Below are 23,743 nucleotides of genomic sequence, written 5' to 3'. Positions count from 1 at the left end.
ATGAAAGAATGTTATTAGTAAGAGCGTGGCATAAGTAATAAACAAATAAAATAAACTAAAAAACCCGTCCCAAAACATAAAACTGCAATGACCCAAAGTATGCGAATGAGAGTAGAGCTAATATCAAAATATTCTCCTAAACCACCGCATATACCAAATAGCATTTTATCAGTTTCGGATTTACATAATCTTTTTGACATCTTCCAATACACTCCTTTTTATAGCAAACTCTATACTTCTATTCTATATGGAAATCTATGAGGAGACTATGAGGTTGTATGACATTTTTTTAGGGAACAGTCATATTAATTGTCTTAATTTTCAGTTGATATTAAAATTATAGTAAGAGGTAACTTTTAATAAAGGGTGGGGAAATAGAGATGACGGTATATTGGTTGACTAATGTAACGCTTGAATCGGGGTATACATATGAAGAGGGGAGAATTTCAAAAACAGAAACAGAGTTATGTAGTTTACTTATTGAAGAGGGACGAATTAAAAAAATTATAGCAGGGACTGTTCAAGAGGAAGGGGTACTCATTCTTGATGCTAATCGTTTATTAATTTTGCCCGCTTTCGAAGAGATGCATATTCACATTGATAAGACATATTATAGTGGTCCTTGGAAAGCTTGTATGCCAGCAGAAAGTATTTTTACACGTTTTAATGAAGAAGAAAAAATTTTACCAAAGCAATTAGCGACTGCCCAAAATAGAGCGGAAAATATGCTAGAGTTACTACTGCAAAATGGTGCAACGAATATTAGAACGCATTGTAATGTTGATCCAATTATTGGGCTTGGTAATTTGGAGGCGACGTTAGCGGCATTAGAAACATATAAAAATCGAGTGTCTAGTAGAATTGTTGCGTTTCCGCAACATGGATTATTGCGCAGTAATTCTGTGCAACTCGTGAAAGATGCGATGCGTATGGGTGCTCATCTAGTCGGAGGCGTAGATCCAGCTACAGTGGATAATGACATTGAAAAATCATTACATACAATTATGGATATCGCAGTAGAATTTAATGCGGATGTTGATATTCATTTGCATGATGCGAATAATCTTGGAACATTTACGATGAAGAGATTGGCAAGTTTAACAGAAGAAGCAGGATGGCAAGGTCGTGTAACAATTAGTCATGCACTTGGACTTGGTGGTGTTACTGATAAAGAGGCTGAAGAAGTGGCAGAAAGACTCGCAAATGTAAATATTGATATTACTTCAACGGTACCAATTGGTAAACAAGTAATCCCAATTCCGTTATTAGATAAAAAAGGTGTTAAGGTTTCATTAGGAAATGATAGTATTACAGATCATTGGTCACCGTTTGGAACAGGTGATATGCTTCAAAAGGCGAATCGATTAGCAGAGCGTTTTGGGTGGAGTGACGAAAGGTCTTTAGGAAAAGCACTTCGCTTTATTACAGGAGGAAAAGAAACGTTAAATAATGAAGGGAAGCGAGTATGGCCGAATGTAGGGGATGAAGCGAGTTTTGTTTTGACAAATGCGACATGCGCTGCTGAAGCAGTAGCGCGTCAAACAGAAAAACGTTTAGTCGTGTATAAAGGAAATATTGTTGTTGGAAGTTTAAATGAGGTGGAATTAAATAATCTTGTGTAGAAGAATCGTTTAAATATTTTGAGGGGGGTTCTAATGGTAAGTCTAGAACTCTTCTTTTTTATTCTTACAGTATATTTTTTATAGGAAAGCTAGAAGGGATGAAAATTTTGGACAATCAACATAACCAAAATCATATTATGGGAACTTTGCAATGGTTTATATTTTTATTAGCAAATTCAATCGCACTACCAATTGTCGTTGGCGGATTATTTCATCTTACGACGGAAGAAATATTTTATTTAATGCAGCGTACGTTTTTTGTAGTTGGTATATCTTCTTTTTTACAAGGCTGGCTTGGGCATAGACTGCCAATTGCGGATGGGCCGGCTGGATCTTGGGTTGGTGTATTTACCGTGCTTGCTTATGCAACGGCCGGACAGGATCAATTACATAGTACACTGCAAATTTTAGAATTAGGAATGATAATCTCCGGTGTTATTTTAATAGGATTAGGAGTAACTGGTTTTATAGGACGTATTTTATTTTTATTTACGCCGCTTGTGACAGGGACGTTTTTACTTTTATTATGTTTACAATTAAGTGGTGTATTTTTAAAAGGAATGTTAGGGATTACAGCTACTATTTCTCAAATTGACGGATTTACAGCAATGATCGCGTTTAGTATATTTTTGTTCGTTATTATACTATCTAATTTCGGAAAAGGCTTTGTCAAAAGTTATGCAGTTTTAATAGGATTAATTAGTGGGTGGATTATTTTTCTTATTGCAGGAAAAGTGACAATCCCATCTCAAGTAACTCATTTTGTACAACTTCCACATATATTTGCTTGGGGACTTCCAAAATGGAATACAGGTATGGCTGTGTCAAGTTTCGTTATGGTATGTATTTTAGTTTCGAATACGGTGGCAGCTATTATAGCAATTAATCAAGCAACTATTCATAAAGCGACTATTGAACAAAAACAGTTGAAAGATGGAACATGGGTTGGGGGGATTTCACATATCATCTCTTCTGTATTTTCAACTGTAGGTGTCGTTCCGTTACCAGCAACGGCAGGATTTATACGTTTAACAAAACAAAAGTATATACGATCGTTCTTAATGGCATGTGCGTTACTAGTCGTAATGTCTCTTTTTCCAAGTATTATTCGTTACTTAGCATCTTTACCATCTGCTGTCGCATCGGCTGTTTTAATGGCTTCGTTCGTACAGTTAATTGGAATTGGATTTAATAATATAAAACAAGTGCCGATGAGTGAAAGGAATGTAACGATTTTAGGCGTTGCAGTATTATTTGGCAGCGGCGTTATGTTTTTACCGTCTGGAGCACTCCAATCCTTGCCGTCTGTTATGCAATATATATTCGGTAATGGTTTATTTGTAGGTACGGTTGTAAGTATATTGCTAGAACAAATATGGCGCGTTGGAAAGTAAGTGGATAAAAAGAGTGTACGCACTGTATAAAAGTCTAAAATAACATAGGAAATAAAGCCCATTTTCATTCACCACCTGCACATTTCGTTCATACAATATCTTGACTAAATAAACACCCAACTTACACATACACAGCTCTGGCTTAAGCAAGGAGGGTTATACCAGTTGAAGGAAAAAGCGTATCAATCTAAACCTTTACTCACAAAGAGAGAAAGAGAAGTATTTGAATTACTGGTTCAAGATAAAACAACGAAGGAAATTGCAGGTGAACTTTTTATAAGTGAAAAGACAGTTCGCAACCACATCTCAAACGCAATGCAAAAGCTAGGGGTTAAAGGACGTTCACAAGCAGTTGTGGAGCTTCTTCGTATGGGAGAGCTCGAACTATAAGAAAGCAGCCGACTTTTATACAAAGAGTCGGCTATTTTTTTGTTTGCTTCACTTGCTATATGAATGATAAGAACACTCCATACATAAATAGGTAATAAGGAGGGGATATGTTGAAAAGGATACTGTTAGTTTCAACAAGTGCTCATGATATGAATGGACACCCGACGGGTTTGTGGCTTGAAGAGCTCGCAGCTCCTTATCATTTATTTAAAAAGGCTAAGTTTGATGTTGATATTGTGTCAATAAAAGGCGGGAGAGTACCTATAGATAGAGTGTCTATTCCGAATGGTATACCTCGCGAATTCAAGCATGTAGCTTCTTTATTACAAAATACGAGGCCGATTTCGAATGTTCATTTCTCGGATTATGATGCGGTTTTATTTGGTGGTGGGCACGGGGCGATTGTAGATTTTCCAGGCAATCCATATGTAGCAAATTTGATTGAGAATATGTATAACAATAACCGGATTGTAGCGGCTGTTTGTCACGGAGTAAGCTCCTTAGTCGGTGTGAAAAATAAGGATAGCTCGTTTTTTGTTGCCGGTAAGCGTATAACAGGTTATACAAACGATGAAGAAAAAGCTGTACATTTAGAAAAGCGCGTTCCGTTTTTGTTAGAAAGTAAGTTGAAAGAAGAAGGAGCTTTGTTTTATGTAGCGCCTAATTTTACGCCGCATGTGGTAGTAGATGGGCATTTAATTACAGGGCAAAATCCACAGTCTAGCGTGGAAATAGGTAAGGCTATAAAAAGGGCTGTAAATAAATTATAGAAAAAGTACCCGCTACTAACAAAGGTAGTGGGTATTTTTATCCTAAAATTCCCCCCTCAAAATTGGTTTGTAACTGTCCAGTTGGTGATAATGGATTCTAGTTCTTTATGTATAGTATATGAAAATGTAATAAACTAAAAAAGCATAATGAGTATAATAACTTCATTTATAATCATTCGTGAATTTGCTATACTATTTTGTATGGACAAAAGGGGAGGCTCTTTTAAATGAGAAAAGTCGCATGTGCAAATACTTATATTAATAAAATAAAGCCCGTTATTAGAAAGACGAGTTTTAGCCAATTGAAAATAGATGAAATTGCGAAATATATGGATATTAGTAAAGCTACTTTATATAAACGTTTTTCTTCGAAAGATGAAATTATTGAGGCGGTAGTAGAGGATTTTATGAATTATCTACTCGAAGGTGATGCGGACAATCAAGATGAAAGCATGTCTTTTGCAGAACGTTTCCAAAAGACGTTTATCCACTCTTTAAAATGTGTGACATATATTTCGGATGTTTTTTTGCAAGATTTGAAAGAAGCATATCCGCATTTGTCAGATCAATTAGTCGCTGCACAACAAAATCGTAATCATAATTTGCAAATGTTTTTTGAAGCGGGTATGGAACAAGGTTATTTTAATAAAATGAATGCACAATTATTTATGGTACAAGATGATGTGATGTTACGACGTATTATAGATCATTCTTTTTGTATTCAGTACGATATTACTTTAAAGAAAGCGATACTTGATTTTTATCAATTAAAGAAGTATCAACTTTTTAAACCAGAGTATATAGAAGCAATTGATGATTCTGAAATTGAAAAAGAAGTTATTGCTATTTTGCAAATGATTTCGTAAAAAAGCAGATCTCCCTTAGTAGAGGGAGATCTGCTTTTTTAGTACATATTATTTTTGCAACTGTTTTAATACTAATTCGGCTACTGAACCACCTGAAGCTGGGTTTTGACCAGTGATAACACGATTATCTTCTAGAGCAAAAGCTTCCCAAGGCTGTGCAGCTTTTTCGTAAAGTCCTCCATTTTTAATGAGTTCATCTTCTGTTAAAAATGGAACGAATTGATCTAATTCAGCTAATTTTTCTTCTTCATTTGAAAAGCCTGTTACCTTCTTACCGCTAATTAAACGATCCCCATTACTTAATGTAATATGAAATAAACCAGCTGCTCCATGACAAACGGAAGAAACAATACCGCCGTTTTCATAAATATTGCGGCTAATATTTTGAAGTTCTTTATTTTCTGGGAAGTCCCAAATAACCCCGTGACCACCTGCGTAATAAATAACAGCGTAGTCTTCTGGATTCACTTCACTTGGTTTCATTGTAGAACCGAGGCGATTCATAAACTCTTTCTTTTGGTACCATTCCCAATCGATGCTCTCCGCCATTGCTAAACTATGTGGATCAATTGGTGTATAACCGCCTTGTGGACTGACGTAATCAACTTCGTAACCCGCTTCTTCTACTTTTTTTACGAAATGTACAGCTTCACCGAGCCAAAGTCCGGTAGCCCTATTTAAATTTGGGTATTTTTCTACGCTTGTTAATACAACTAACATTTTTTTCTTCATCATAATCCTCCTATAATGTCTCTTCTATATAAAAGTTCTGTATTCGTTTCATTTTATTAAGTTAAAAAATGCAAATTTGAATAATCATGCCAGTCCTCCTTATATCAGCTTCGAAATTAGTGTATAATAACTTTTGAACAAAGTAAACTAAAAAGACTAAATTAGTTTACTTTGTATGTTTTTCGTTGACAAACTGTAATGTTGAAACTATGATAGTTCCATGAATATCGAACAACATACGTGTTTCGTTTCGAATTCAATTTATCGCGCGATAAATTAGCACCATTTATACATTTAATGAAGTTGTTTAGTGGTGATACAACATTTAAATAACTTCATTTTTTTATCTATAGTTTGACAGTTTTAAAATTGCAATCAGGAGAGTGTTACACATGGGGAAAGATATAAGTAACCATTCGAAATGGTTTGTTTTTACATTATGTTTTATTGTTTTGTTAGGACCGATGAACGCTGTGTTATTTAATGTAGCGCTAGAGGATATTGCTAATGATTTATCAATTAGTCAATTGAAAGTAAGTTGGGTTGTAGTAGGGTATTCTTTAGTCGTCGGTATCGGTTCGATGATATATGGAAAACTGGCTGATCGTTACAGTGTAAAAAGGCTATTAATTATTTCTATTATCATATTTGTAGCTGGTTCTATTGTTGGGTTTGTGAATCAATCTTATGAGATTATCATTTTCGCAAGGTTAGTGCAGGCGAGCGGAGGAGCAGCGTTTATTGCGCTTAGTATGATTGCGGTGGCGAAATTAGTTGCTCCAGCTAAAAAACCGGGTGCGTTAGCAATGATTAGTTCTTCTATTGCATTAGCGGTTGGTATTGGACCTTTAGTTGGTGGGGCAATTACAAATACGTTAGGGTGGCCGTATTTATTTTTATTTATGGTTATTTCAATGGTTGGTATTTTCTTGCTCGTAAAATTTATGCCAGAAGAGGTGCAACATACCGATGAAGTGTTCCACTTTGATTTCATTGGAGCATTTTTATTATTTGTATTGATTACGACCGTTTTATTAGGAGTGAATATTAATAGTTGGCTTTTTGTGTTATCTGTTGCTTTCCTATTTTTATTCAAGGCTCATATGAAGAGAGCAGAGTCGCCGTTTATTGATATTGAGTTGTTTACAAATAAACCATTCCTGCGTTTAATAGCGGTCGGATTTATCATTAATGTGGCGTTATGTGCTAGTTTATTATTATTACCATTACTGTTAGGAAGAGGGCACGGATTGTCTCCGTTCGTTATTGGAATTGTATTGTTTCTTGCATCTCTCTTTGGTATTGTATCTAGTTTTATTACCGGAAAGATTATTCCTGCGTTTGGGAATGTGAGGATGATGTATGTAGCGTCTGTAGTTATGATCATTGGCTTTTTAATTTTAGGGATTATTCCAGACGGGAACTTACTCTTTATTTTATTTGCGGTTATTTTAACATTTATGAGTTATTCGGCAATTCAAGTATCATTAAACACATTTATTCCGAAAACATTAAATCCAGCTAAAGTTGGAGTCGGCCTTGGTTTATATAATTTAATTAACTTTTTCGGTATGGCATTCGGACCAGCTGTAGCGAGCAAAATTATGGAATCTACAAATAGTTATCGATTGAATTTTATTTTGATCGTCATTTTAATTTCTGTTCATTTCGTCTTATTAATGGGAATGTCTTCTTTTCAAAAAAAGATGGATCAATGAATATGCACTTTATATAGAAGAAACCGACTTTCTTATAGAAGGTCGGTTATTTTTCTATCTTGCAAATTATGAAAAAAAGGAGCAAAATAAAAAAGGTCCTAGTCTATACATGGGCAAATGAAAATTTTCATACAGAAGCATTTGAAGTGAGCGAACTTAAAGTGTGTAAAATATAATGATAAACATAAAAGATGATGAATGAGAAAACGGGTGATGAAGTTGAATAGAGCAATCGGTGTTATCGATTCAGGAGTTGGCGGTTTAACAGTAGCGAAGGAATTAATTCGTCAGTTGCCGAAAGAGCGTATCATATATTTAGGAGATACAGCACGTTGTCCTTATGGTCCACGTTCTCGAGAAGAAGTACGTCAATTTACGTGGGAAATGACGGAGCATTTACTAGATTTAAATATTAAAATGTTAGTTATTGCGTGTAATACAGCAACTGCAGTTGTATTAGAAGAGATGCAAAAACAATTACCAATTCCAGTAGTAGGAGTTATTCACCCAGGATCACGTACAGCTTTAAAAGTGACAAACACGTATCACGTTGGGATTATTGGAACGATTGGAACGGTGAAAAGTGGTGCATACGAAGAGGCGTTAAAGTCTATTAATAACCGTGTTATGGTAGAAAGTTTAGCTTGTCCACCTTTCGTTGAACTTGTAGAGAGTGGGAATTTCGAAAGTGAAATGGCGTATGAAGTTGTAAGAGAAACGCTGCAACCACTGAAAAGTACCGATATTGATACACTTATATTAGGGTGTACACACTATCCAATTTTAGGACCTGTTATTAAAAAAGTAATGGGAAATAAAGTACAACTAATTAGTTCTGGTGATGAAACAGCACGTGAAGTAAGTACAATCTTATATCATAGTAAAATGTTGAATGAAGGAGAAGAACAAAGCGATCATCTCTTCTTAACAACAGGAAAAATAGGCTTGTTTAAAGAAATTGCATCAAAATGGTTCGGTCAACCGATTGAAAATGTGAAGCATATTCATTTAGAAAAAGAATAATAGTAGAATTCATATAAGTGAGCTCCTGAGAAATCAGGAGTTTTTTGTTTTATCTTGCTATTTGCTGGGCAGTTAGACCCTCCACTGATTAAAGTTTCACTTTATAAGAGGCACAGCTTGTTCTAAAATGTGAAACGGCTCGTATACATAATAGTACAAACTTAGATTTTAGGGGGGAATGGCATGCCTAAATCCACTTTTAAATGGGTTGTTGGTGCTACTGTGAGCGCTGTTTTACTAACAGGGTGTGGCTTTATAAATCAGGAGAAAGCAACTGAACAAATTGATCCGCCAAAACAAGTTACGTATACAGAGGGTGGGAAGAAAGAAGTAGCTAAAAAAGATAAGCAAGGGCAAATGGTAAATAGAGAACTATACCTTGTTGATAAAAATGGTTATGTTGTACCACAAACGTTAGCTATACCTACTCCGAAAGCAAATGAGACTGTGAAGCAAACGTTAGAATACCTTGTGAAAGATGGACCGGTAACGAATTTATTACCGAATGGGTTTCGTGCAGTCATTCCGGCGAATACAACGATGACTTTAGATTTGAAAAAGGACGGGACGGCAGTTATTGATTTCTCTAAAGAAATGAAAAACTATGCGAAAGAAGAAGAGCGTCAAATCATTGAATCTATAGCGTGGACGTTGACGCAATTTACAGAGATAAAACAAGTGCAGTTCCAAATAAATGGTGAGAAATTGGCGAAGATGCCGGTTGCTGGTACACCGCTTGGTGAAGGAGTGAGCCGTGCAAATGGTATTAACTTCGATGATGAACAAGTAGCAGATGTAACGAATACAAAACCAGTCACACTATATTTCATGGCGCAAAATAATAATAAACAGCAATACTACGTACCAGTCACACGCCGCGTTGCGGAAGGAAAAGAAAATGATTATGCAGCAATTATAGATGAACTTGTAAAAGGTCCGATTCATCAATCGCTCCTGAATGATTTTAATCCAGGCGTTAAGCTTATTACGAATCCGAAATTACAAGACGGAAATCTTACATTAAACTTTAATGAAAATATATTTGTAAACCCAGATAAAAATATGATCTCAAATTACGTATTGAAGTCGTTAGTTTTATCTTTAACAGAAAAGAAAGGTGTGAAAAATATTTCTATTGAAGTGAATGGAAAAGCAAATCTTATAGATGAAAAGGGCGGAAAGTTAATAAAACCTGTAGATCGTCCAGAAAACGTGAATACAGGTAGTTTTTAATCTTGAATAATTTGATATACTTAAGTAAGAAAGGAGAATTGCTTTTTGGGTTCTCCTTCTTTTATTGTATACATATCATACATTTAAATTTGGCTATACTAACGAGTAGTAATTAAGAGGAGGTTATTTTTATGCGAGTAGATGGTAGAGAGAAAACAGAATTACGCCATATACATATTCACACGAATTATTTAAAACATCCAGAGGGATCTGTATTAATTGAAGTTGGGGATACAAAGGTGATTTGCTCAGCGACAATTGAAGAGCGTGTCCCGCCATTTATGCGTGGAGAAGGAAAGGGCTGGGTAACAGCTGAATATGCGATGATTCCACGTGCGACAGAACAACGTACAATTAGGGAGTCAAGTAAAGGGAAAGTAACAGGACGTACAATGGAAATTCAACGTCTAATTGGACGAGCATTACGTGCGGTAGTTGATTTAGAAGCGCTTGGCGAGAGAACAGTTTGGATTGACTGTGATGTTATCCAAGCAGATGGTGGAACGAGAACAGCGTCTATTACAGGTGCATATGTAGCGATGGTATTAGCTTTCGAGAAATTATTACAAGCAGAAAAAGTATCTAAAATTCCAGTAAAAGATTATTTAGCAGCAACGTCAGTAGGAATTGTTGAAGAGCAAGGTGTTGTTTTAGATTTAAACTATGCAGAAGATTCTAAAGCAGACGTTGATATGAACGTAATTATGACTGGAAAAGGCCAATTTGTTGAAGTGCAAGGAACTGGAGAAGAAGCGACGTTTAGTAGAGCGCAGTTAAATGAACTACTTGATGCTGCGGAAAAAGGCATTTTCCAACTGATTGATATACAAAAAGAAGCTTTAGGTGACATCGTATCTCATATAGAGTAGAGGTGGAAAGTATGAAACAAGTTGTTGTAGCGACAAAAAATATGGGGAAAGTACGTGAGTTTGCTGAGTTATTTGAGCGATTTGATTTAGAAGTGAAATCATTACACGATTTTCCTCATATTGAAGAAGTCGAAGAAACTGGTGAAACATTTGAAGAAAATGCAATCTTAAAAGCGGATAGTTTGAGTAGACAGTTGAATTCTATCGTAATTGCGGATGATTCGGGTCTTATTGTAGATGCTTTAAATGGAAAACCAGGAGTGTATTCAGCGCGTTTTGCTGGTGAACCGAAAAATGACCAAGCAAATATCGATAAAGTGTTACAAGAATTAAATGGCGTTGACTTTGAAAAGCGTAAAGCTCGTTTCTATTGTGCATTAGCAGTTGCTTTCCCTGAAGGTGATAAAAAGCCTGTCATTGTAAATGGGACATGTGAAGGGTTTATCTTAGAACAACGCCGCGGAGAAAATGGCTTTGGATACGATCCGATTTTTTATGTGGAAGAATACAAAAAAGCAATGGCGGAATTAAGTTCAGATGAAAAAAATGCTATTAGCCATCGTGGCCGTGCTCTTCGTAAGTTAGAAGAAAAAATCCCGGAATGGTTTTTAGGAGAATAAGGGAGAGAGAATGATGAAAGCTTTAATCGTAAGCGATAGTCATAGCTCTGTGAAGGAATTACAGCAGTTGAAAGAGAAATATGAAGGGAAAGTAGATATCATGATTCATTGCGGTGATTCAGAGCTAACGCCTGCTCATGAAGAACTGCAAGGTTTCCATGTTGTAAAAGGAAACTGTGATTATGCTAACTTTCAAGATGAAATTGTAACTGATGTAGATGGAATTCGCTTCTTAGTAGTGCATGGACATCGCCATAATGTGAAAATGACATTACAAACGCTAGCGTACCATGCTGAAGAAGTGGGAGCGCAAGTTGCATGCTTCGGACATTCTCACGTATTAGGTGCGGAATTAATCGAGGGCGTTTTATTTATTAATCCAGGCAGTATTTTATTACCACGTCAGCGTGTAGAAAAGACATTTGCTTTATTAGAAATGGATGAAAATCAAATGGAAGTTCGTTTTGAAACGTTAGACGGACAACTAGTTGAACAAGCAGTTTTTAAAAGAGGATAAGAAAATTTATCCTCTTTTAAAAAAGGTGTTGACTTTATGTGTGGTTATACATATAATAAATATTGTCGATAGGGCAACGGCGCTAACGAAGAAAAGAAAATAACATATGCGGGTGTAGTTTAGTGGTAAAACAAGAGCCTTCCAAGCTCTGGTCGAGAGTTCGATTCTCTTCACCCGCTCCATGTCCCAGTAGCTCAGCCGGATAGAGCATACGCCTTCTAAGCGTACGGTCGGGAGTTCGAATCTCTCCTGGGACGCTAAAAAAACCTTGTTATCTTTTGATAACAAGGTTTTTTGTTTGTCTATAAATTGATGTATGTGCAAGAGGTTTAAAAATATTATAACGGGATATATGATAATGAGTATATGCAACAGATTAAAGTGCATTAAAAAGAGCGCTTAAAAACGCTCTTTGCTAGTCAGTTATATTATTTGTTTGTTCAGGCTCATCAAATGGTTTATGCACGTATTGAAAACCATATCCAGATTCTCTTAATTGTTTATTTACAATATTATCAAACTCTTTACCATTCTAGTACGATTGAGCAGCAGTTATCGGAACTTATCCCCGGCAGTGTGTTACAATTAATAGAAGCGGAAAACGAGAATCTCCAATTGACTGGACCTGTGATTGGTTAGAGGGTTTAAGAAGGTCGTATAAAAAAGGGAGATGGCGCAAAGATGGCGAGATCAAATGAGAATGATTTAACGGAAAAATTGGCAGAAGGTCACCGGAAATATGGTGATGGCAATTTTACAGTACAGAATATCGGTGATGAAACTAACCCGAATTGGACTGTCGTAAAAAATGTGAGGAAGGGATCGGCAGGCATTCGCGAGGGCGAAGATATATTAAGACTGCGATCAAAATATATAAAATAGTACGGAAATGGCCGGAGCGGGAGTTCTCATCTCTCCTAGGACGCTAAAAAAACCTTGTTATCTTTTGATAACAAGGTTTTTTGTTTAATTATTAATAAACTTCTCAAATACAAAACCATAATCTTTCACATTATATTGTTTCTTCGTATCAACAAGCCAGTTAAAGGCAATCTCGTTCATTTCTTTAAATTGCTCTGCTAGATTTACTTGTGCGTTTGAAATACGGCTAAATGCATTAGATGCCATATCTAAACTTTTATGTGCATATTGTAATGTAATATCGTTGTCGTATGAAATTTCTTCGATTTTAAGTAAAGCCTTATATAAATCTTTTAATTCTTCAATATGTTTTTTATGAACATCAATTGAGTAATGTTCATCGCCCATTTGAAACTTAATTTCTACATCTAAATCAATCGTTCCTGCAGTTTCAAGTGCTACGTTTTTAATTTGATATTTGCTATAACTAAAGCGGCGTAGTGTACGTTTTTTACTTGTTGCGCTTGTACCGTCTAAGTGAATTAACCCTTTGTTTGTGAAGCAATATTCATCTGATTTGGATTTAATTAGAAAGTAAATTTTCTCCCCATCTTCATGCATCACATAATCATCAGCATCAACCTTATCATAGTCTTTCGGCGTAATGACAGAACCTACATCGCTTAGTCCTAATACATCTGCGGCCATTTTTTTAAACATATATAATCCCCCTTGTAAATTAAATTCTTAATTGTACAAAAATATATTAACACGATTTTCACCCGTTGTTTTCTTGTAATACGAAAATATCTGAAGGTAAGTTAAGAAAAGTAACGAATAATTATTTTGATTCTAAATTATTTAGTAAATCTATTAGTTTAAGAGTCGATTCACCGAAAAATAACTAAGAGAAAAAGTTAATTTTGCAAGTGATTATAGAGAAATTCCGTGAAAGCACCTCAAGCGATATGAGGTGTTTTTCAATCTCTTTTTGGAATCTTACAATTCTGTAAGGTAACTGTAAGGTAGTTCGATGGTAAGAAATTGCTAATCTTTTATAATGAAGATAACAACGATAAAACGAGGAGGCAGAAATGATGAAAGGATTAGTTGTAACGGGCTTAACGGTTGCTTTTGGATTTGTAGCGTATGAGAAATTAACGTATGTAGTTGATGTTGTGAAACATTTGATCGCTTAGAGAAAACAGCCATGAGAGGGAAAGGGAATGAGTGAATGAATGGAATGGTTATTTGGAATTATAGGTACTTGTAGTGTAGTGTTATTGTTCTTTGTCCCAAGTGGTATACTTAGTTCGACAACAAGTTTGTTCTTCTTAAGTTTGTTTGCTTGTACGATGCTTATTATTATGTTTTTAATGAAGCGAAGTAAACCAATCTTCTATTTTAGCATGATTGTTATGGCAATTATTGTTCTCCAAATTATTACCCTTGTAATATACCCCACAATTATAAAAGCTTTCCATTAATGATGAATCCTCTGCGCTTGTTGCTGGGGATTTTTATTTGTACAATTTTAATTTTTAGTAGAAATTTATTCGTATTGGAATTTAAAAATTAAATATTTTCATATTTCAAACAAATAGTTTAGGGATGTTGTGTTCTCATTACGCATTTGATATATTTACTTTGAACATAATTAAAATCAAGAAAAAGAGGCGGACGTATGGATAAAAAAGAAAATACGGTCGTATTGTTTCCACAACTATCAGAGCGCTATATTGATGAAGGTTTTTTAGCGCTGAAAGAGCGGGAATTCGAAGATGCATTGCGTTGCTTTGAAATATTACGTCAGTATAATGCGGAAACGGAACAAACGGAATTAGCTTCAGTTATTTGTTTACTCGAATTAAAACGTATGGAAGAAGCGAAAGACAAATGTGAACAGTTGCTTAAAACAGGAGTTGTCTTATTTGGTGATATTCTTGAAACGTACGTAACTATTTTAGTTCAAACAAATGATTATGAAGGTGTTATTGAAACTGTTGAAAAGGTTTTACAAACGAAAGATATAATGCCTGATCAAAAGGAAAAATTAGCGCAGCTTGCTTTATTTGCAGAAGGTATGCTAAATGAGGGAGATGCATCGCTAGTGGATTCAAATTTTGAATTGGATGAGTTTACTAATGAAATTTTTGGAGAAAACTTTGGACAGAAGCTAAGAGCGATTCAGCGACTTTCGTTAAAAGACTTAGATCTTGCATTACCTGTTTTAAAGAAATTTTTAATAGACGAAGAGCAGCACCCCTATTTGAAAACTTCTATTTTGTATAAAATGATAGAAAGTCAGGTAGAAGAAGAAATAGAGGTAGAAAAGTTTGGAAATACGATTAAGGTGATTCCAGCATTTACAGGTCATAATGAGGAGCAATCCAATAACATTATACATAAATTATCAAGCCGATTAGAGCAAAATTATCCCGATATATTTGAAGCAATGGTTACATATTGGAAAGAGTTGCAAATTAGCGTTTTCCCATTCGCTCTATTAATGGATAAAGAAGAGATTTGGTCAGCTGTTTTAGAGAGAATTGGAAGAAAGCGTTTCGGATTGGCTATAGATGAAGAAGAGCTTATGGCAGCATATAATATCGAATTGGAAGAGTTTCATATTGCCTATCAATGGTTATTACGTGTTGAAAGAGAAGGATATTTGCCCGTATAATTATGAAAAAGAATCGTTCAGTTCTTGAAACGAGCATATTCTATGTTATAATGTAAGGGTTGCAAAAGGCAGAAATCTGCCTGTTTGTAAGAGAAGAGAAGTGTAATTCTCTTACTTAATATGTTTCATATTATTCTCGAACAAAATATACCGTAGTTGTCTTCTGGGCAATTAGTAGATTGGAACATTATATCTGAAAGCTTTTGCTAGAGGATTATTTGTGTATTTGTTATTTCAAAAAAGAGATAATGAAGATCTTAATCTATAGAGGTATGTGCATACATTATTATAGTTGGAGGGAAAGAATAAATGTCTACAAAATGGGAAAAATTAGAAGGTAACGTTGGCGTTTTAACAATCGAAGTTGATGCTAAAGAAGTAAACAACTCTATCGACGCTGCGTTCAAAAAAGTAGTAAAAACAATTAACGTACCAGGTTTCCGTAAAGGAAAAATGCCTCGTCCATTATTCGAACAACGCTTTGGTATTGAATCTTTATACCAAGATGCTTTAGATATCATTTTACCAAAAGCATACGGTGAAGCGATCGAAGAAGCTGGTATCTTCCCAGTTGATCATCCTGAAATCGACATCGAGAAGTTCGAAAAAAATGCTAACCTTATCTTCACTGCAAAAGTTACAGTGAAACCTGAAGTTAAATTAGGTGAGTACAAAGGTTTAGCAGTAGAAAAAGTTGAAACAACTGTAACTGACGAAGATGTAGAGAACGAATTAAAATCTTTACAAGAGCGTCAAGCTGAACTAGTTGTTAAAGAAGAAGGAACTGTTGAAAACGGTGATACAGCTGTAATCGACTTCGAAGGTTTCGTTGATGGCGAAGCATTTGAAGGCGGAAAAGGCGAAAACTACTCTCTAGCAATCGGTTCTGGTACATTCATCCCAGGTTTCGAAGAGCAAGTAATCGGTCTTAAATCTGGTGAGTCTAAAGACGTTGAAGTATCATTCCCAGAAGAGTACCATGCTGCTGAATTAGCTGGCAAACCAGCAACATTCAAAGTAACAATTCACGAAATCAAAACAAAAGAACTTCCTGAGTTAAACGACGAGTTCGCTAAAGAAGCAGACGAAGCGGTTGCAACTCTTGATGAATTAAAAGCAAAACTTCGCACAAACTTAGAAGAAGGCAAAAAGCACGAAGCTGAGCACAAAGTACGTGACGAAGTAGTAGAATTAGCTGCTACTAACGCTGAAATCGAAATTCCAGAAGCTATGATCAACACTGAGTTAGATCGTATGGTTCGTGAATTCGAGCAACGTTTAAGCCAACAAGGTATGAACCTTGAGCTTTACTACCAATTCACAGGTACTGACGCTGACAAATTAAAAGAGCAAATGAAAGAAGATGCACAAAAACGTGTAAGAATCAATCTTGTTCTTGAAGCTATCATTGAAGCTGAAAACATCGAAGTTACTGAAGAAGAAGTAACTGCAGAAGTTGAAAAAATGGCTGAAATGTACGGTATGCCAGTAGACGCTATCAAGCAAGCTCTTGGAAGCGTAGACGCTTTAGCTGAAGATCTTAAAGTGCGTAAAGCTGTAGACTTCTTAGTAGAAAACGCTGCATAATAAAATAACAAGGCACGATTTTAATCGTGCCTTGTTTTATAAATATAGAAATATATTTATAAAACTTTTCGATGGAGAAGGAAAAGTTCCTTTACAAGTCGAATATACATATTTCAAAAGTTTTAAAATTTTTTTATTTGTACATAACTAGTCATATTATTTGTATTTCTCGCCACGTAGTGACATAATATGTATTTACATACGATACATTTATCGTGTACATACGAAGGCAAGAGGTTAGCACTTTGTAAGGGGTGTGAAAATATGTTTAAATTTAATGATGAAAAAGGGCAATTAAAATGTTCTTTCTGTGGTAAAACACAAACGCAAGTTCGAAAGTTAGTGGCAGGTCCAGGTGTTTACATTTGTGACGAGTGTATCGAACTTTGTACTGAAATTGTACAAGAGGAGCTTGCGAAGGACGAAGAAGTAGAATTCAAAGATGTACCGAAACCGGTAGAAATTCGTGAAATCTTAGATGAGTATGTCATCGGGCAAGATAGCGCGAAAAAAGCACTAGCGGTAGCGGTATATAACCATTACAAACGCATTAATTCTAACAGCAAAATTGATGATGTAGAATTAGCGAAGAGTAATATCGCACTTATCGGGCCAACAGGTAGTGGTAAAACATTACTTGCACAAACGTTAGCGCGTATTCTAAATGTTCCATTTGCAATCGCGGACGCAACATCTTTAACAGAAGCTGGATATGTTGGGGAAGATGTAGAAAATATCTTACTAAAATTAATTCAAGCAGCTGATTATGATGTAGAGAAAGCGGAAAAAGGAATCATTTATATTGATGAGATTGATAAAGTGGCACGTAAGTCCGAAAATCCATCAATTACACGTGATGTATCTGGTGAAGGTGTGCAGCAGGCACTTCTGAAAATTTTAGAAGGTACTGTAGCAAGCGTTCCACCTCAAGGTGGTCGTAAGCATCCGCACCAAGAGTTTATTCAAATTGATACAACGAACATCTTATTCATTTGTGGTGGAGCGTTTGATGGCATTGAGCCGATTATTAAACGTCGCCTTGGTGAGAAAGTAATTGGATTTGGTTCTGAGAAGAAAAATGCTGATGTAAATGAGAAGCATGTTTTATCTCACGTATTACCAGAGGATCTTTTAAGATTTGGTTTAATTCCAGAGTTTATCGGTCGTCTTCCAGTTATTGCGAACCTAGAGCCACTTGATGAAGATGCTCTTGTTGATATTTTAACGAAACCGAAAAATGCACTTGTTAAGCAATTCCAAAAACTATTGGAGCTTGACGATGTTGAGTTAGAGTTTGAAGAAGGTGCACTAATCGAAATTGCGAAAAAAGCAATTGAACGTAAAACGGGTGCTCGTGGACTTCGTTCTATTATTGAAGGCTTAATGCTTGATGTAATGTTCGAACTTCCATCTCGTAAAGATATCGAGAAGTGTATTCTTACAAAAGAAACAGTAGCTGATAATGAACCGCCAAAATTGGTGTTACAAGACGGTACTGTACTTGATACAAAAACATCTGCATAATGCGAAAGGGAAACAGCAATTTTTATAATTGCTGTTTTTCTTTATGTTTAGCTACGTTCCTCCGCGGAAATACTAAGAGATAAAATATTGCGGGAGGAAATAAATAATGAGCTGGACAAATATATTTTTAGTTGTTCAACTTGTTTTTGGTGTAATTGTCGGATTATATTTCTGGCATTTACTTCGAAATCAACGAACACAAAAAGTTTCAATTGATCGAGAATCGAAAAAAGAATTAGAACAGCTTCGTAAAATGCGTGAGATTTCTTTAACAGAGCCGCTAGCAGAAAAGGTGCGTCCTACAACCTTTTTAGATATTGTAGGGCAAGAGGACGGGATTAAGTCCTTAAAAGCGGCTCTTTGTGGTCCGAATCCGCAACATGTAATCATATATGGCCCGCCAGGTGTTGGGAAAACAGCGGCAGCACGTCTTGTATTAGAAGAAGCGAAACGAAATCCTAAATCTCCATTTCGTACGAATGCAACATTTATTGAACTTGATGCGACGACAGCTCGGTTTGATGAACGTGGTATCGCAGACCCTTTAATTGGTTCGGTGCATGATCCGATTTATCAAGGTGCTGGGGCGATGGGGCAAGCAGGTATTCCGCAACCGAAAAAAGGTGCTGTAACAGATGCGCATGGTGGTATTTTGTTTATTGATGAGATTGGCGAACTCCATCCGATTCAAATGAACAAAATGTTAAAGGTGTTAGAAGATCGAAAAGTATTTTTAGAAAGTGCGTACTATAGTGAAGAAAATACGATGATCCCAACATATATACATGATATTTTCCAAAAAGGCTTACCGGCAGATTTTCGCTTAGTTGGAGCAACGACACGTTCGCCAGAGGAAATTCCTCCTGCTATTCGGTCACGTTGCTTAGAAGTATTTTTCCGTGAATTAGATACGGAAGAGATTCAAAAAGTAGCGAAAAACGCCGCGGAAAAAGTGGAAATGCAAATAGGTGAAAATGGTATTGAAATGATTGGGATGTATGCAAGAAATGGACGAGAGGCGATTAATCTCGTACAAATTTCTGCTGGTATGGCGATAAATGAAGAACGTTCTTTCATTAAAGATGAAGATATAGAGTGGGTTGTTCACTCAAGTCAGCTTACGCCGAAATACGAAAAGCACATTTATCCGATTCCAAGGATTGGTCTTGTAAATGGTCTTGCTGTATACGGACCAAATACAGGTGCGTTATTAGAAATTGAAGTAACAGCAATTCCGGCGAAAGATAAAGGATCGGTAAATGTTACCGGAATTGTAGAAGAAGAAAGTATTGGTAGTCAAACGAAATCGATTCGCCGTAAAAGTATGGCAAAAGGCTCTGTTGATAATGTATTAACAGTACTTCGTTCTTTAGATGTGTTGCCAGAAGGATACGATATACATATTAATTTTCCAGGTGGTATCCCAATTGATGGACCTTCTGCAGGAATCGCTATGGCAACAGGTGTATATTCTGCGGTGCATCGCACATATGTAAATAATGAAGTAGCGATGACAGGTGAAATAAGTATACACGGAGAAGTAAAGCCTATTGGTGGCGTGTACGCAAAAATAAAAGCTGCGAAAAAAGCGGGAGCTAAGAAAGTCATTATTCCTGCTGAAAATATGCAACCATTTTTGTATACGATAAAGGGAATCGAAATTATTCCTGTCCGTAAATTAAAAGAAGTATTTGAGTTAACGTTTATGCAAGAAAATATGCATAGAGAGCTAGATGTACATACTAACGTAGACGAAACAGATGCACAATCTATGTAAAAATAAACAATAATAAAATTTGCCAGACTTCGTTTAAGTTTGTATGCTTAATCGGAGTCTTTTTTCTTTTCGTGAGGTAGAAAAACAAGCTATTTACAATTGCGAGGAATCTCAGCAATTGCATCTAGGTGTATTGTAATATAAAATAGTTGAACAGGAGTTTAATTTATTATGGAGGTGCTATGTCTAGTATGAATACGAACGAAAGAATCGTGCCCCTCCTACCATTAAGAGGCGTTCTCGTATATCCAACGATGGTTTTGCATCTTGATGTAGGACGTGATAAATCGATACAAGCACTAGAGCAGGCGGCAATGGATGAAAATATCATCTTTTTAGCAATGCAAAAAGAAATGAATATCGATGATCCGAAAGAAGATGACATATATAGTGTAGGTACAGTGGCGAAAGTAAAGCAAATGCTAAAATTGCCGAACGGTACGCTTCGTGTCCTTGTGGAAGGTTTACATAGAGCAGAAGTAATAGAGTTTATCGAAGAAGAAAATGTAGTACAAGTGTCTATTAAAACGGTAACTGAAGAAGTAGAAGATGATTTAGAAGAGAAAGCTCTTATGCGTACGTTACTGGAGCATTTCGAACAATATATTAAAGTTTCGAAAAAAGTTTCAAATGAAACATTTGCAACGGTAGCTGATGTAGAGGAACCAGGGAGATTAGCTGATTTAATTGCTTCTCACTTGCCGATTAAAACGAAGCAGAAACAAGAGATTCTAGAGATTGTATCTGTAAAAGAACGATTACATACACTTATTTCAATTATTCAAGATGAACAAGAGTTACTTAGCCTAGAAAAGAAAATTGGGCAACAAGTGAAACGTTCAATGGAGCGCACGCAAAAAGAATATTTCTTACGTGAGCAAATGAAGGCGATTCAAACTGAACTTGGCGACAAAGAAGGTAAGGGCGGAGAAGTAGAAGAACTTCGTGAAAAAATTGAACAGTCAGGAATGCCTGAAGAAACAATGAAGGCTGCGCTGAAAGAATTAGATCGTTATGAAAAGTTACCAGCAAGTTCTGCGGAGAGTGGTGTTATTCGCAATTATATTGATTGGTTATTAGCGCTTCCGTGGACAGAGGCAACAGAAGATATAATTGATCTTGCTCATTCGGAAGAGATTTTAAATAACGATCATTACGGTCTTGAAAAAGTGAAAGAGCGTGTACTTGAATATTTAGCTGTACAGAAGTTAACGAATTCATTAAAAGGACCTATCCTTTGTTTAGTAGGCCCTCCTGGGGTCGGAAAAACTTCGTTAGCGCGTTCAATTGCAACATCATTGAATCGTAACTTTGTCCGTGTATCTCTTGGTGGTGTGCGTGATGAATCTGAAATTCGTGGTCACCGCCGTACATATGTTGGAGCAATGCCAGGACGCATTATTCAAGGTATGAAAAAGGCGAAAACAGTTAATCCAGTCTTCTTATTAGATGAGATTGATAAAATGTCTAACGATTTCCGTGGAGATCCATCAGCAGCATTACTTGAAGTATTAGATCCAGAACAAAACCATAACTTCAGTGATCATTACATTGAAGAACCATATGATCTATCGAAAGTTATGTTTGTAGCAACTGCTAATACACTTTCAAGTATTCCAGGTCCGTTACTTGACCGTATGGAAATCATTTCGATTGCTGGCTATACAGAACTTGAAAAAGTACACATTGCTCGTGAGCATTTATTGCCGAAACAATTAAAAGAGCATGGCTTACGAAAAGGTAATTTACAAGTACGTGATGAAGCGCTTCTTGAAATTATTCGTTATTATACACGTGAGGCTGGTGTTCGTACGCTAGAACGCCAAATTGCAAAAGTTTGCCGTAAAGTAGCGAAAATTATCGTTACAGCAGAACGTAAACGTATCGTTGTGACAGAGAAAAAGATTGTTGATTTACTTGGTAAACACATATTCCGTTATGGGCAAGCTGAAAAAACAGACCAAGTTGGTATGGCAACAGGTCTAGCTTACACAGCAGCAGGCGGCGATACACTTGCAATTGAAGTTTCTGTAGCGCCAGGAAAAGGGAAACTAATTTTAACAGGGAAACTTGGGGATGTTATGAAAGAATCCGCACAAGCTGCGTTTAGTTATATACGTTCTCGTGCAGAAGAGCTTCAGATTGATCCGAATTTCCATGAGAAAAATGATATTCATATTCATGTTCCAGAAGGAGCAGTTCCGAAAGATGGACCGTCAGCAGGTATTACGATGGCAACGGCACTTATTTCTGCACTAACAGGTATTCCTGTAAGTAAAGAAGTAGGTATGACAGGTGAAATTACACTTCGTGGTCGTGTATTACCAATTGGTGGCTTAAAAGAAAAAACATTAAGTGCTCACCGCGCAGGCTTAACAAAAATTATTTTGCCAGCAGAAAACGAGAAAGATTTAGATGATATTCCAGAGAGCGTAAAAGAAAACCTTACGTTTGTGCTTGCATCTCATTTAGATGAAGTATTGGAGCACGCATTAGTAGGAGTGAAACAATGAAAGTAACAAAAGCAGATATTGTAATTAGTGCTGTTAAACCAGAACAATATCCAGACAGTGATTTACCAGAAATTGCATTAGCAGGTCGTTCAAATGTCGGGAAGTCTTCCTTTATTAATAAAATTTTAAATCGTAAAAAGTTAGTGCGTATTTCTTCTAAACCAGGAAAAACGCAAACGCTGAACTTTTTCTTGATCAATGAGATGATGCATTTTGTTGACGTTCCAGGTTATGGATATGCGAAAGTGTCTAAATCGGAGCGCGCGGCATGGGGGAAAATGATTGAAACATACTTTACAACGCGTAAGCAATTAGACGCAGCTGTATTAGTAGTTGATTTACGTCACCAACCGACAAGTGATGACGTGATGATGTATGATTTCTTAAAGCATTATGAAATCCCAACAATTATTATTGCGACGAAAGCTGATAAAATCCCGAAAGGGAAATGGCAAAAGCATTTAAAAGTTGTAAAAGAAACGCTTGCTGTTGAAATTGGCGATGAAATCGTTCTATTCTCTTCTGAAACAGGACTTGGAAAAGAAGAAGCGTGGAAGGCAATTCATAAAATGACAAAAACAAAAAACGCGTGACGAATGTCGCGCGTTTTTTTCTTTATATAAGCTGTTAACGTACGTTTAATGTAACTTCAATATTACCTCGTGTTGCTTTAGAGTAAGGACATACACCGTGAGCCGCTTCTACAAGTTCTTGTGCTTCGCTATGTGAAACGCCAGCGACATGTACATCAAGCACGGCAGATAGGCCAAAACCACCATCTGTATCTTTTCCGATAGAAACGTGAGCGGTTACTTCTGTACTTTCTACTTTCATACGTTTTGTACGAATGACAAGTTGTAATGCACTATCGAAACAAGCTGCATAACCAGCTGCAAATAGTTGTTCTGGATTTGTTGCTTCTCCACCTGCACCACCTAGTGCTTTCGGCATTTTCACATCAAGATTTAATATGCCATCATCTGAAACTACTTTCCCATTTCTTCCACCTGTTGCTGTTACTGAAGCAGTATATAATTTATCCAT

At 36.2% G+C, this 23,743-nt stretch carries 23 protein-coding genes and 2 tRNA genes; 21 read left to right on the top strand and 4 right to left on the bottom strand.

The features are described 5' to 3' along the window. Positions 1-14: 14 nt before the first annotated feature. Entirely contained in the window at positions 15-200 is a 186-nt protein-coding gene (locus tag QCI81_RS09420; RefSeq protein ID WP_000044337.1) for a PspC domain-containing protein, read from the bottom strand. A gap of 180 nt (positions 201-380) precedes the next feature. On the opposite strand from QCI81_RS09420, the gene QCI81_RS09415 reads away from it, so the two are divergent. The 5 genes from QCI81_RS09415 to QCI81_RS09395 all read left to right on the top strand — a co-directional run bounded on the left by QCI81_RS09415 (position 381) and on the right by QCI81_RS09395 (position 5,042). Next, entirely contained in the window at positions 381-1,622 is a 1,242-nt protein-coding gene (locus QCI81_RS09415) for an amidohydrolase family protein (protein WP_000219588.1), read from the top strand. A 98-nt stretch (positions 1,623-1,720) separates the two neighbouring features. Beyond that, the gene (locus QCI81_RS09410; protein WP_053563595.1) at positions 1,721-3,016 is read left to right on the top strand and encodes a purine/pyrimidine permease; all 1,296 of its coding nucleotides are present in this window, start codon (positions 1,721-1,723) and stop codon (positions 3,014-3,016) included. 165 nt (positions 3,017-3,181) lie between these two features. Then, positions 3,182-3,406: a spore germination transcription factor GerE gene (gerE, locus tag QCI81_RS09405; protein WP_000659484.1), complete on the top strand. Its 225-nt coding sequence runs from the start codon at positions 3,182-3,184 to the stop codon at positions 3,404-3,406. A 107-nt stretch (positions 3,407-3,513) separates the two neighbouring features. Further along, positions 3,514-4,176, top strand: a complete 663-nt coding sequence (locus QCI81_RS09400; RefSeq protein ID WP_016512275.1) for a type 1 glutamine amidotransferase domain-containing protein — start codon at positions 3,514-3,516, stop codon at positions 4,174-4,176. Between the two features lie 227 nt (positions 4,177-4,403). After that, positions 4,404-5,042, top strand: a complete 639-nt coding sequence (locus QCI81_RS09395) for a TetR/AcrR family transcriptional regulator (RefSeq protein ID WP_029443378.1) — start codon at positions 4,404-4,406, stop codon at positions 5,040-5,042. 48 nt (positions 5,043-5,090) lie between these two features. On the opposite strand, the gene QCI81_RS09390 is transcribed toward QCI81_RS09395, so the two are convergent. Then, entirely contained in the window at positions 5,091-5,774 is a 684-nt protein-coding gene (locus QCI81_RS09390) for a type 1 glutamine amidotransferase domain-containing protein (protein ID WP_071729569.1), read from the bottom strand. Between the two features lie 392 nt (positions 5,775-6,166). On the opposite strand from QCI81_RS09390, the gene QCI81_RS09385 reads away from it, so the two are divergent. The 9 genes from QCI81_RS09385 to QCI81_RS09345 all read left to right on the top strand — a co-directional run bounded on the left by QCI81_RS09385 (position 6,167) and on the right by QCI81_RS09345 (position 12,636). Next, positions 6,167-7,492 carry an MFS transporter gene (locus tag QCI81_RS09385; RefSeq protein ID WP_071729571.1) on the top strand — a complete coding sequence of 442 codons (1,326 nt, stop codon included), beginning with the start codon at positions 6,167-6,169 and terminating at the stop codon, positions 7,490-7,492. Between the two features lie 213 nt (positions 7,493-7,705). Beyond that, positions 7,706-8,515, top strand: a complete 810-nt coding sequence (gene racE, locus QCI81_RS09380; protein ID WP_016512279.1) for a glutamate racemase — start codon at positions 7,706-7,708, stop codon at positions 8,513-8,515. Between the two features lie 183 nt (positions 8,516-8,698). Continuing rightward, complete coding sequence (gene gerM / locus QCI81_RS09375) at positions 8,699-9,748, top strand: spore germination protein GerM (protein WP_001126743.1); 1,050 nt, start codon at positions 8,699-8,701, stop codon at positions 9,746-9,748. A 131-nt stretch (positions 9,749-9,879) separates the two neighbouring features. After that, a complete protein-coding gene (rph, locus tag QCI81_RS09370) occupies positions 9,880-10,617 on the top strand; it encodes a ribonuclease PH (protein ID WP_001261762.1) in 738 nt (245 codons plus the stop codon). An 11-nt stretch (positions 10,618-10,628) separates the two neighbouring features. Beyond that, positions 10,629-11,237, top strand: a complete 609-nt coding sequence (locus tag QCI81_RS09365; RefSeq protein WP_000815949.1) for an XTP/dITP diphosphatase — start codon at positions 10,629-10,631, stop codon at positions 11,235-11,237. A gap of 13 nt (positions 11,238-11,250) precedes the next feature. After that, entirely contained in the window at positions 11,251-11,754 is a 504-nt protein-coding gene (locus tag QCI81_RS09360; RefSeq protein ID WP_000645488.1) for a metallophosphoesterase, read from the top strand. A gap of 108 nt (positions 11,755-11,862) precedes the next feature. Then, positions 11,863-11,936: transfer RNA gene (locus QCI81_RS09355), tRNA-Gly, on the top strand. Position 11,937: 1 nt separating this feature from the next. Then, positions 11,938-12,011: transfer RNA gene (locus tag QCI81_RS09350), tRNA-Arg, on the top strand. A 424-nt stretch (positions 12,012-12,435) separates the two neighbouring features. Next, positions 12,436-12,636: a hypothetical protein gene (locus QCI81_RS09345; protein WP_000124460.1), complete on the top strand. Its 201-nt coding sequence runs from the start codon at positions 12,436-12,438 to the stop codon at positions 12,634-12,636. An 84-nt stretch (positions 12,637-12,720) separates the two neighbouring features. Here QCI81_RS09345 and QCI81_RS09340 read toward each other — a convergent pair whose 3' ends face one another. Further along, positions 12,721-13,335, bottom strand: a complete 615-nt coding sequence (locus tag QCI81_RS09340) for a PH domain-containing protein (RefSeq protein WP_000473869.1) — start codon at positions 13,333-13,335, stop codon at positions 12,721-12,723. A gap of 518 nt (positions 13,336-13,853) precedes the next feature. Here QCI81_RS09340 and QCI81_RS09335 point away from each other — a divergent pair. From QCI81_RS09335 to ysxC, 7 genes are all read left to right on the top strand, one after another. Further along, complete coding sequence (locus tag QCI81_RS09335) at positions 13,854-14,102, top strand: hypothetical protein (protein WP_001983650.1); 249 nt, start codon at positions 13,854-13,856, stop codon at positions 14,100-14,102. A 197-nt stretch (positions 14,103-14,299) separates the two neighbouring features. Beyond that, positions 14,300-15,298, top strand: coding sequence for a hypothetical protein (locus QCI81_RS09330; protein WP_000358255.1), 999 nt, complete (start codon positions 14,300-14,302; stop codon positions 15,296-15,298). 309 nt (positions 15,299-15,607) lie between these two features. After that, positions 15,608-16,885 (top strand): trigger factor, encoded by a 1,278-nt coding sequence (gene tig, locus QCI81_RS09325; RefSeq protein WP_353810681.1) that lies wholly within the window; start codon positions 15,608-15,610, stop codon positions 16,883-16,885. Between the two features lie 264 nt (positions 16,886-17,149). After that, positions 17,150-18,409, top strand: coding sequence for an ATP-dependent protease ATP-binding subunit ClpX (gene clpX, locus QCI81_RS09320; protein WP_000472289.1), 1,260 nt, complete (start codon positions 17,150-17,152; stop codon positions 18,407-18,409). A gap of 106 nt (positions 18,410-18,515) precedes the next feature. Then, complete coding sequence (lonB, locus tag QCI81_RS09315; RefSeq protein WP_000119173.1) at positions 18,516-20,186, top strand: ATP-dependent protease LonB; 1,671 nt, start codon at positions 18,516-18,518, stop codon at positions 20,184-20,186. Between the two features lie 182 nt (positions 20,187-20,368). After that, the gene (gene lon / locus QCI81_RS09310) at positions 20,369-22,699 is read left to right on the top strand and encodes an endopeptidase La (protein ID WP_000097288.1); all 2,331 of its coding nucleotides are present in this window, start codon (positions 20,369-20,371) and stop codon (positions 22,697-22,699) included. Further along, the gene (gene ysxC / locus QCI81_RS09305) at positions 22,696-23,292 is read left to right on the top strand and encodes a ribosome biogenesis GTP-binding protein YsxC (RefSeq protein WP_000869118.1); all 597 of its coding nucleotides are present in this window, start codon (positions 22,696-22,698) and stop codon (positions 23,290-23,292) included. Before lon ends, ysxC begins: the two co-directional genes overlap by 4 nt. Positions 23,293-23,326: 34 nt before the next feature. On the opposite strand, the gene QCI81_RS09300 is transcribed toward ysxC, so the two are convergent. Continuing rightward, the gene (locus tag QCI81_RS09300; RefSeq protein ID WP_000359774.1) at positions 23,327-23,743 is read right to left on the bottom strand and encodes an organic hydroperoxide resistance protein; all 417 of its coding nucleotides are present in this window, start codon (positions 23,741-23,743) and stop codon (positions 23,327-23,329) included.

This window comes from Bacillus cereus group sp. MG20 (assembly GCF_040459885.1).
GTDB lineage: Bacteria > Bacillota > Bacilli > Bacillales > Bacillaceae_G > Bacillus_A > Bacillus_A cereus.
The sequence above is the reverse complement of the archived record's forward strand: the minus strand, read 5'-3'. Positions and strand labels throughout refer to the sequence as shown.

What these genes read in the sequence shown, in the direction of transcription:
- QCI81_RS09400 (WP_016512275.1), top strand. Translation starts at nt 3,514, where the DNA reads ATGTTGAAAAGGATACTGTTAGTTTCAACAAGTGCTCATGATATGAAT.
- QCI81_RS09345 (WP_000124460.1), top strand. Translation starts at nt 12,436, where the DNA reads ATGGCGAGATCAAATGAGAATGATTTAACGGAAAAATTGGCAGAAGGT.
- QCI81_RS09360 (WP_000645488.1), top strand. Translation starts at nt 11,251, where the DNA reads ATGAAAGCTTTAATCGTAAGCGATAGTCATAGCTCTGTGAAGGAATTA.
- QCI81_RS09340 (WP_000473869.1), bottom strand. Translation starts at nt 13,335, where the DNA reads ATGTTTAAAAAAATGGCCGCAGATGTATTAGGACTAAGCGATGTAGGT.
- racE (WP_016512279.1), top strand. Translation starts at nt 7,706, where the DNA reads ATGAAGTTGAATAGAGCAATCGGTGTTATCGATTCAGGAGTTGGCGGT.
- ysxC (WP_000869118.1), top strand. Translation starts at nt 22,696, where the DNA reads ATGAAAGTAACAAAAGCAGATATTGTAATTAGTGCTGTTAAACCAGAA.
- gerM (WP_001126743.1), top strand. Translation starts at nt 8,699, where the DNA reads ATGCCTAAATCCACTTTTAAATGGGTTGTTGGTGCTACTGTGAGCGCT.
- lonB (WP_000119173.1), top strand. Translation starts at nt 18,516, where the DNA reads ATGAGCTGGACAAATATATTTTTAGTTGTTCAACTTGTTTTTGGTGTA.
- QCI81_RS09390 (WP_071729569.1), bottom strand. Translation starts at nt 5,774, where the DNA reads ATGAAGAAAAAAATGTTAGTTGTATTAACAAGCGTAGAAAAATACCCA.
- QCI81_RS09415 (WP_000219588.1), top strand. Translation starts at nt 381, where the DNA reads ATGACGGTATATTGGTTGACTAATGTAACGCTTGAATCGGGGTATACA.
- QCI81_RS09410 (WP_053563595.1), top strand. Translation starts at nt 1,721, where the DNA reads ATGAAAATTTTGGACAATCAACATAACCAAAATCATATTATGGGAACT.
- QCI81_RS09335 (WP_001983650.1), top strand. Translation starts at nt 13,854, where the DNA reads ATGGAATGGTTATTTGGAATTATAGGTACTTGTAGTGTAGTGTTATTG.
- lon (WP_000097288.1), top strand. Translation starts at nt 20,369, where the DNA reads ATGTCTAGTATGAATACGAACGAAAGAATCGTGCCCCTCCTACCATTA.
- clpX (WP_000472289.1), top strand. Translation starts at nt 17,150, where the DNA reads ATGTTTAAATTTAATGATGAAAAAGGGCAATTAAAATGTTCTTTCTGT.
- QCI81_RS09395 (WP_029443378.1), top strand. Translation starts at nt 4,404, where the DNA reads ATGAGAAAAGTCGCATGTGCAAATACTTATATTAATAAAATAAAGCCC.
- QCI81_RS09365 (WP_000815949.1), top strand. Translation starts at nt 10,629, where the DNA reads ATGAAACAAGTTGTTGTAGCGACAAAAAATATGGGGAAAGTACGTGAG.
- QCI81_RS09385 (WP_071729571.1), top strand. Translation starts at nt 6,167, where the DNA reads ATGGGGAAAGATATAAGTAACCATTCGAAATGGTTTGTTTTTACATTA.
- QCI81_RS09420 (WP_000044337.1), bottom strand. Translation starts at nt 200, where the DNA reads ATGTCAAAAAGATTATGTAAATCCGAAACTGATAAAATGCTATTTGGT.
- tig (WP_353810681.1), top strand. Translation starts at nt 15,608, where the DNA reads ATGTCTACAAAATGGGAAAAATTAGAAGGTAACGTTGGCGTTTTAACA.
- QCI81_RS09330 (WP_000358255.1), top strand. Translation starts at nt 14,300, where the DNA reads ATGGATAAAAAAGAAAATACGGTCGTATTGTTTCCACAACTATCAGAG.
- QCI81_RS09300 (WP_000359774.1), bottom strand. Translation starts at nt 23,743, where the DNA reads ATGGATAAATTATATACTGCTTCAGTAACAGCAACAGGTGGAAGAAAT.
- rph (WP_001261762.1), top strand. Translation starts at nt 9,880, where the DNA reads ATGCGAGTAGATGGTAGAGAGAAAACAGAATTACGCCATATACATATT.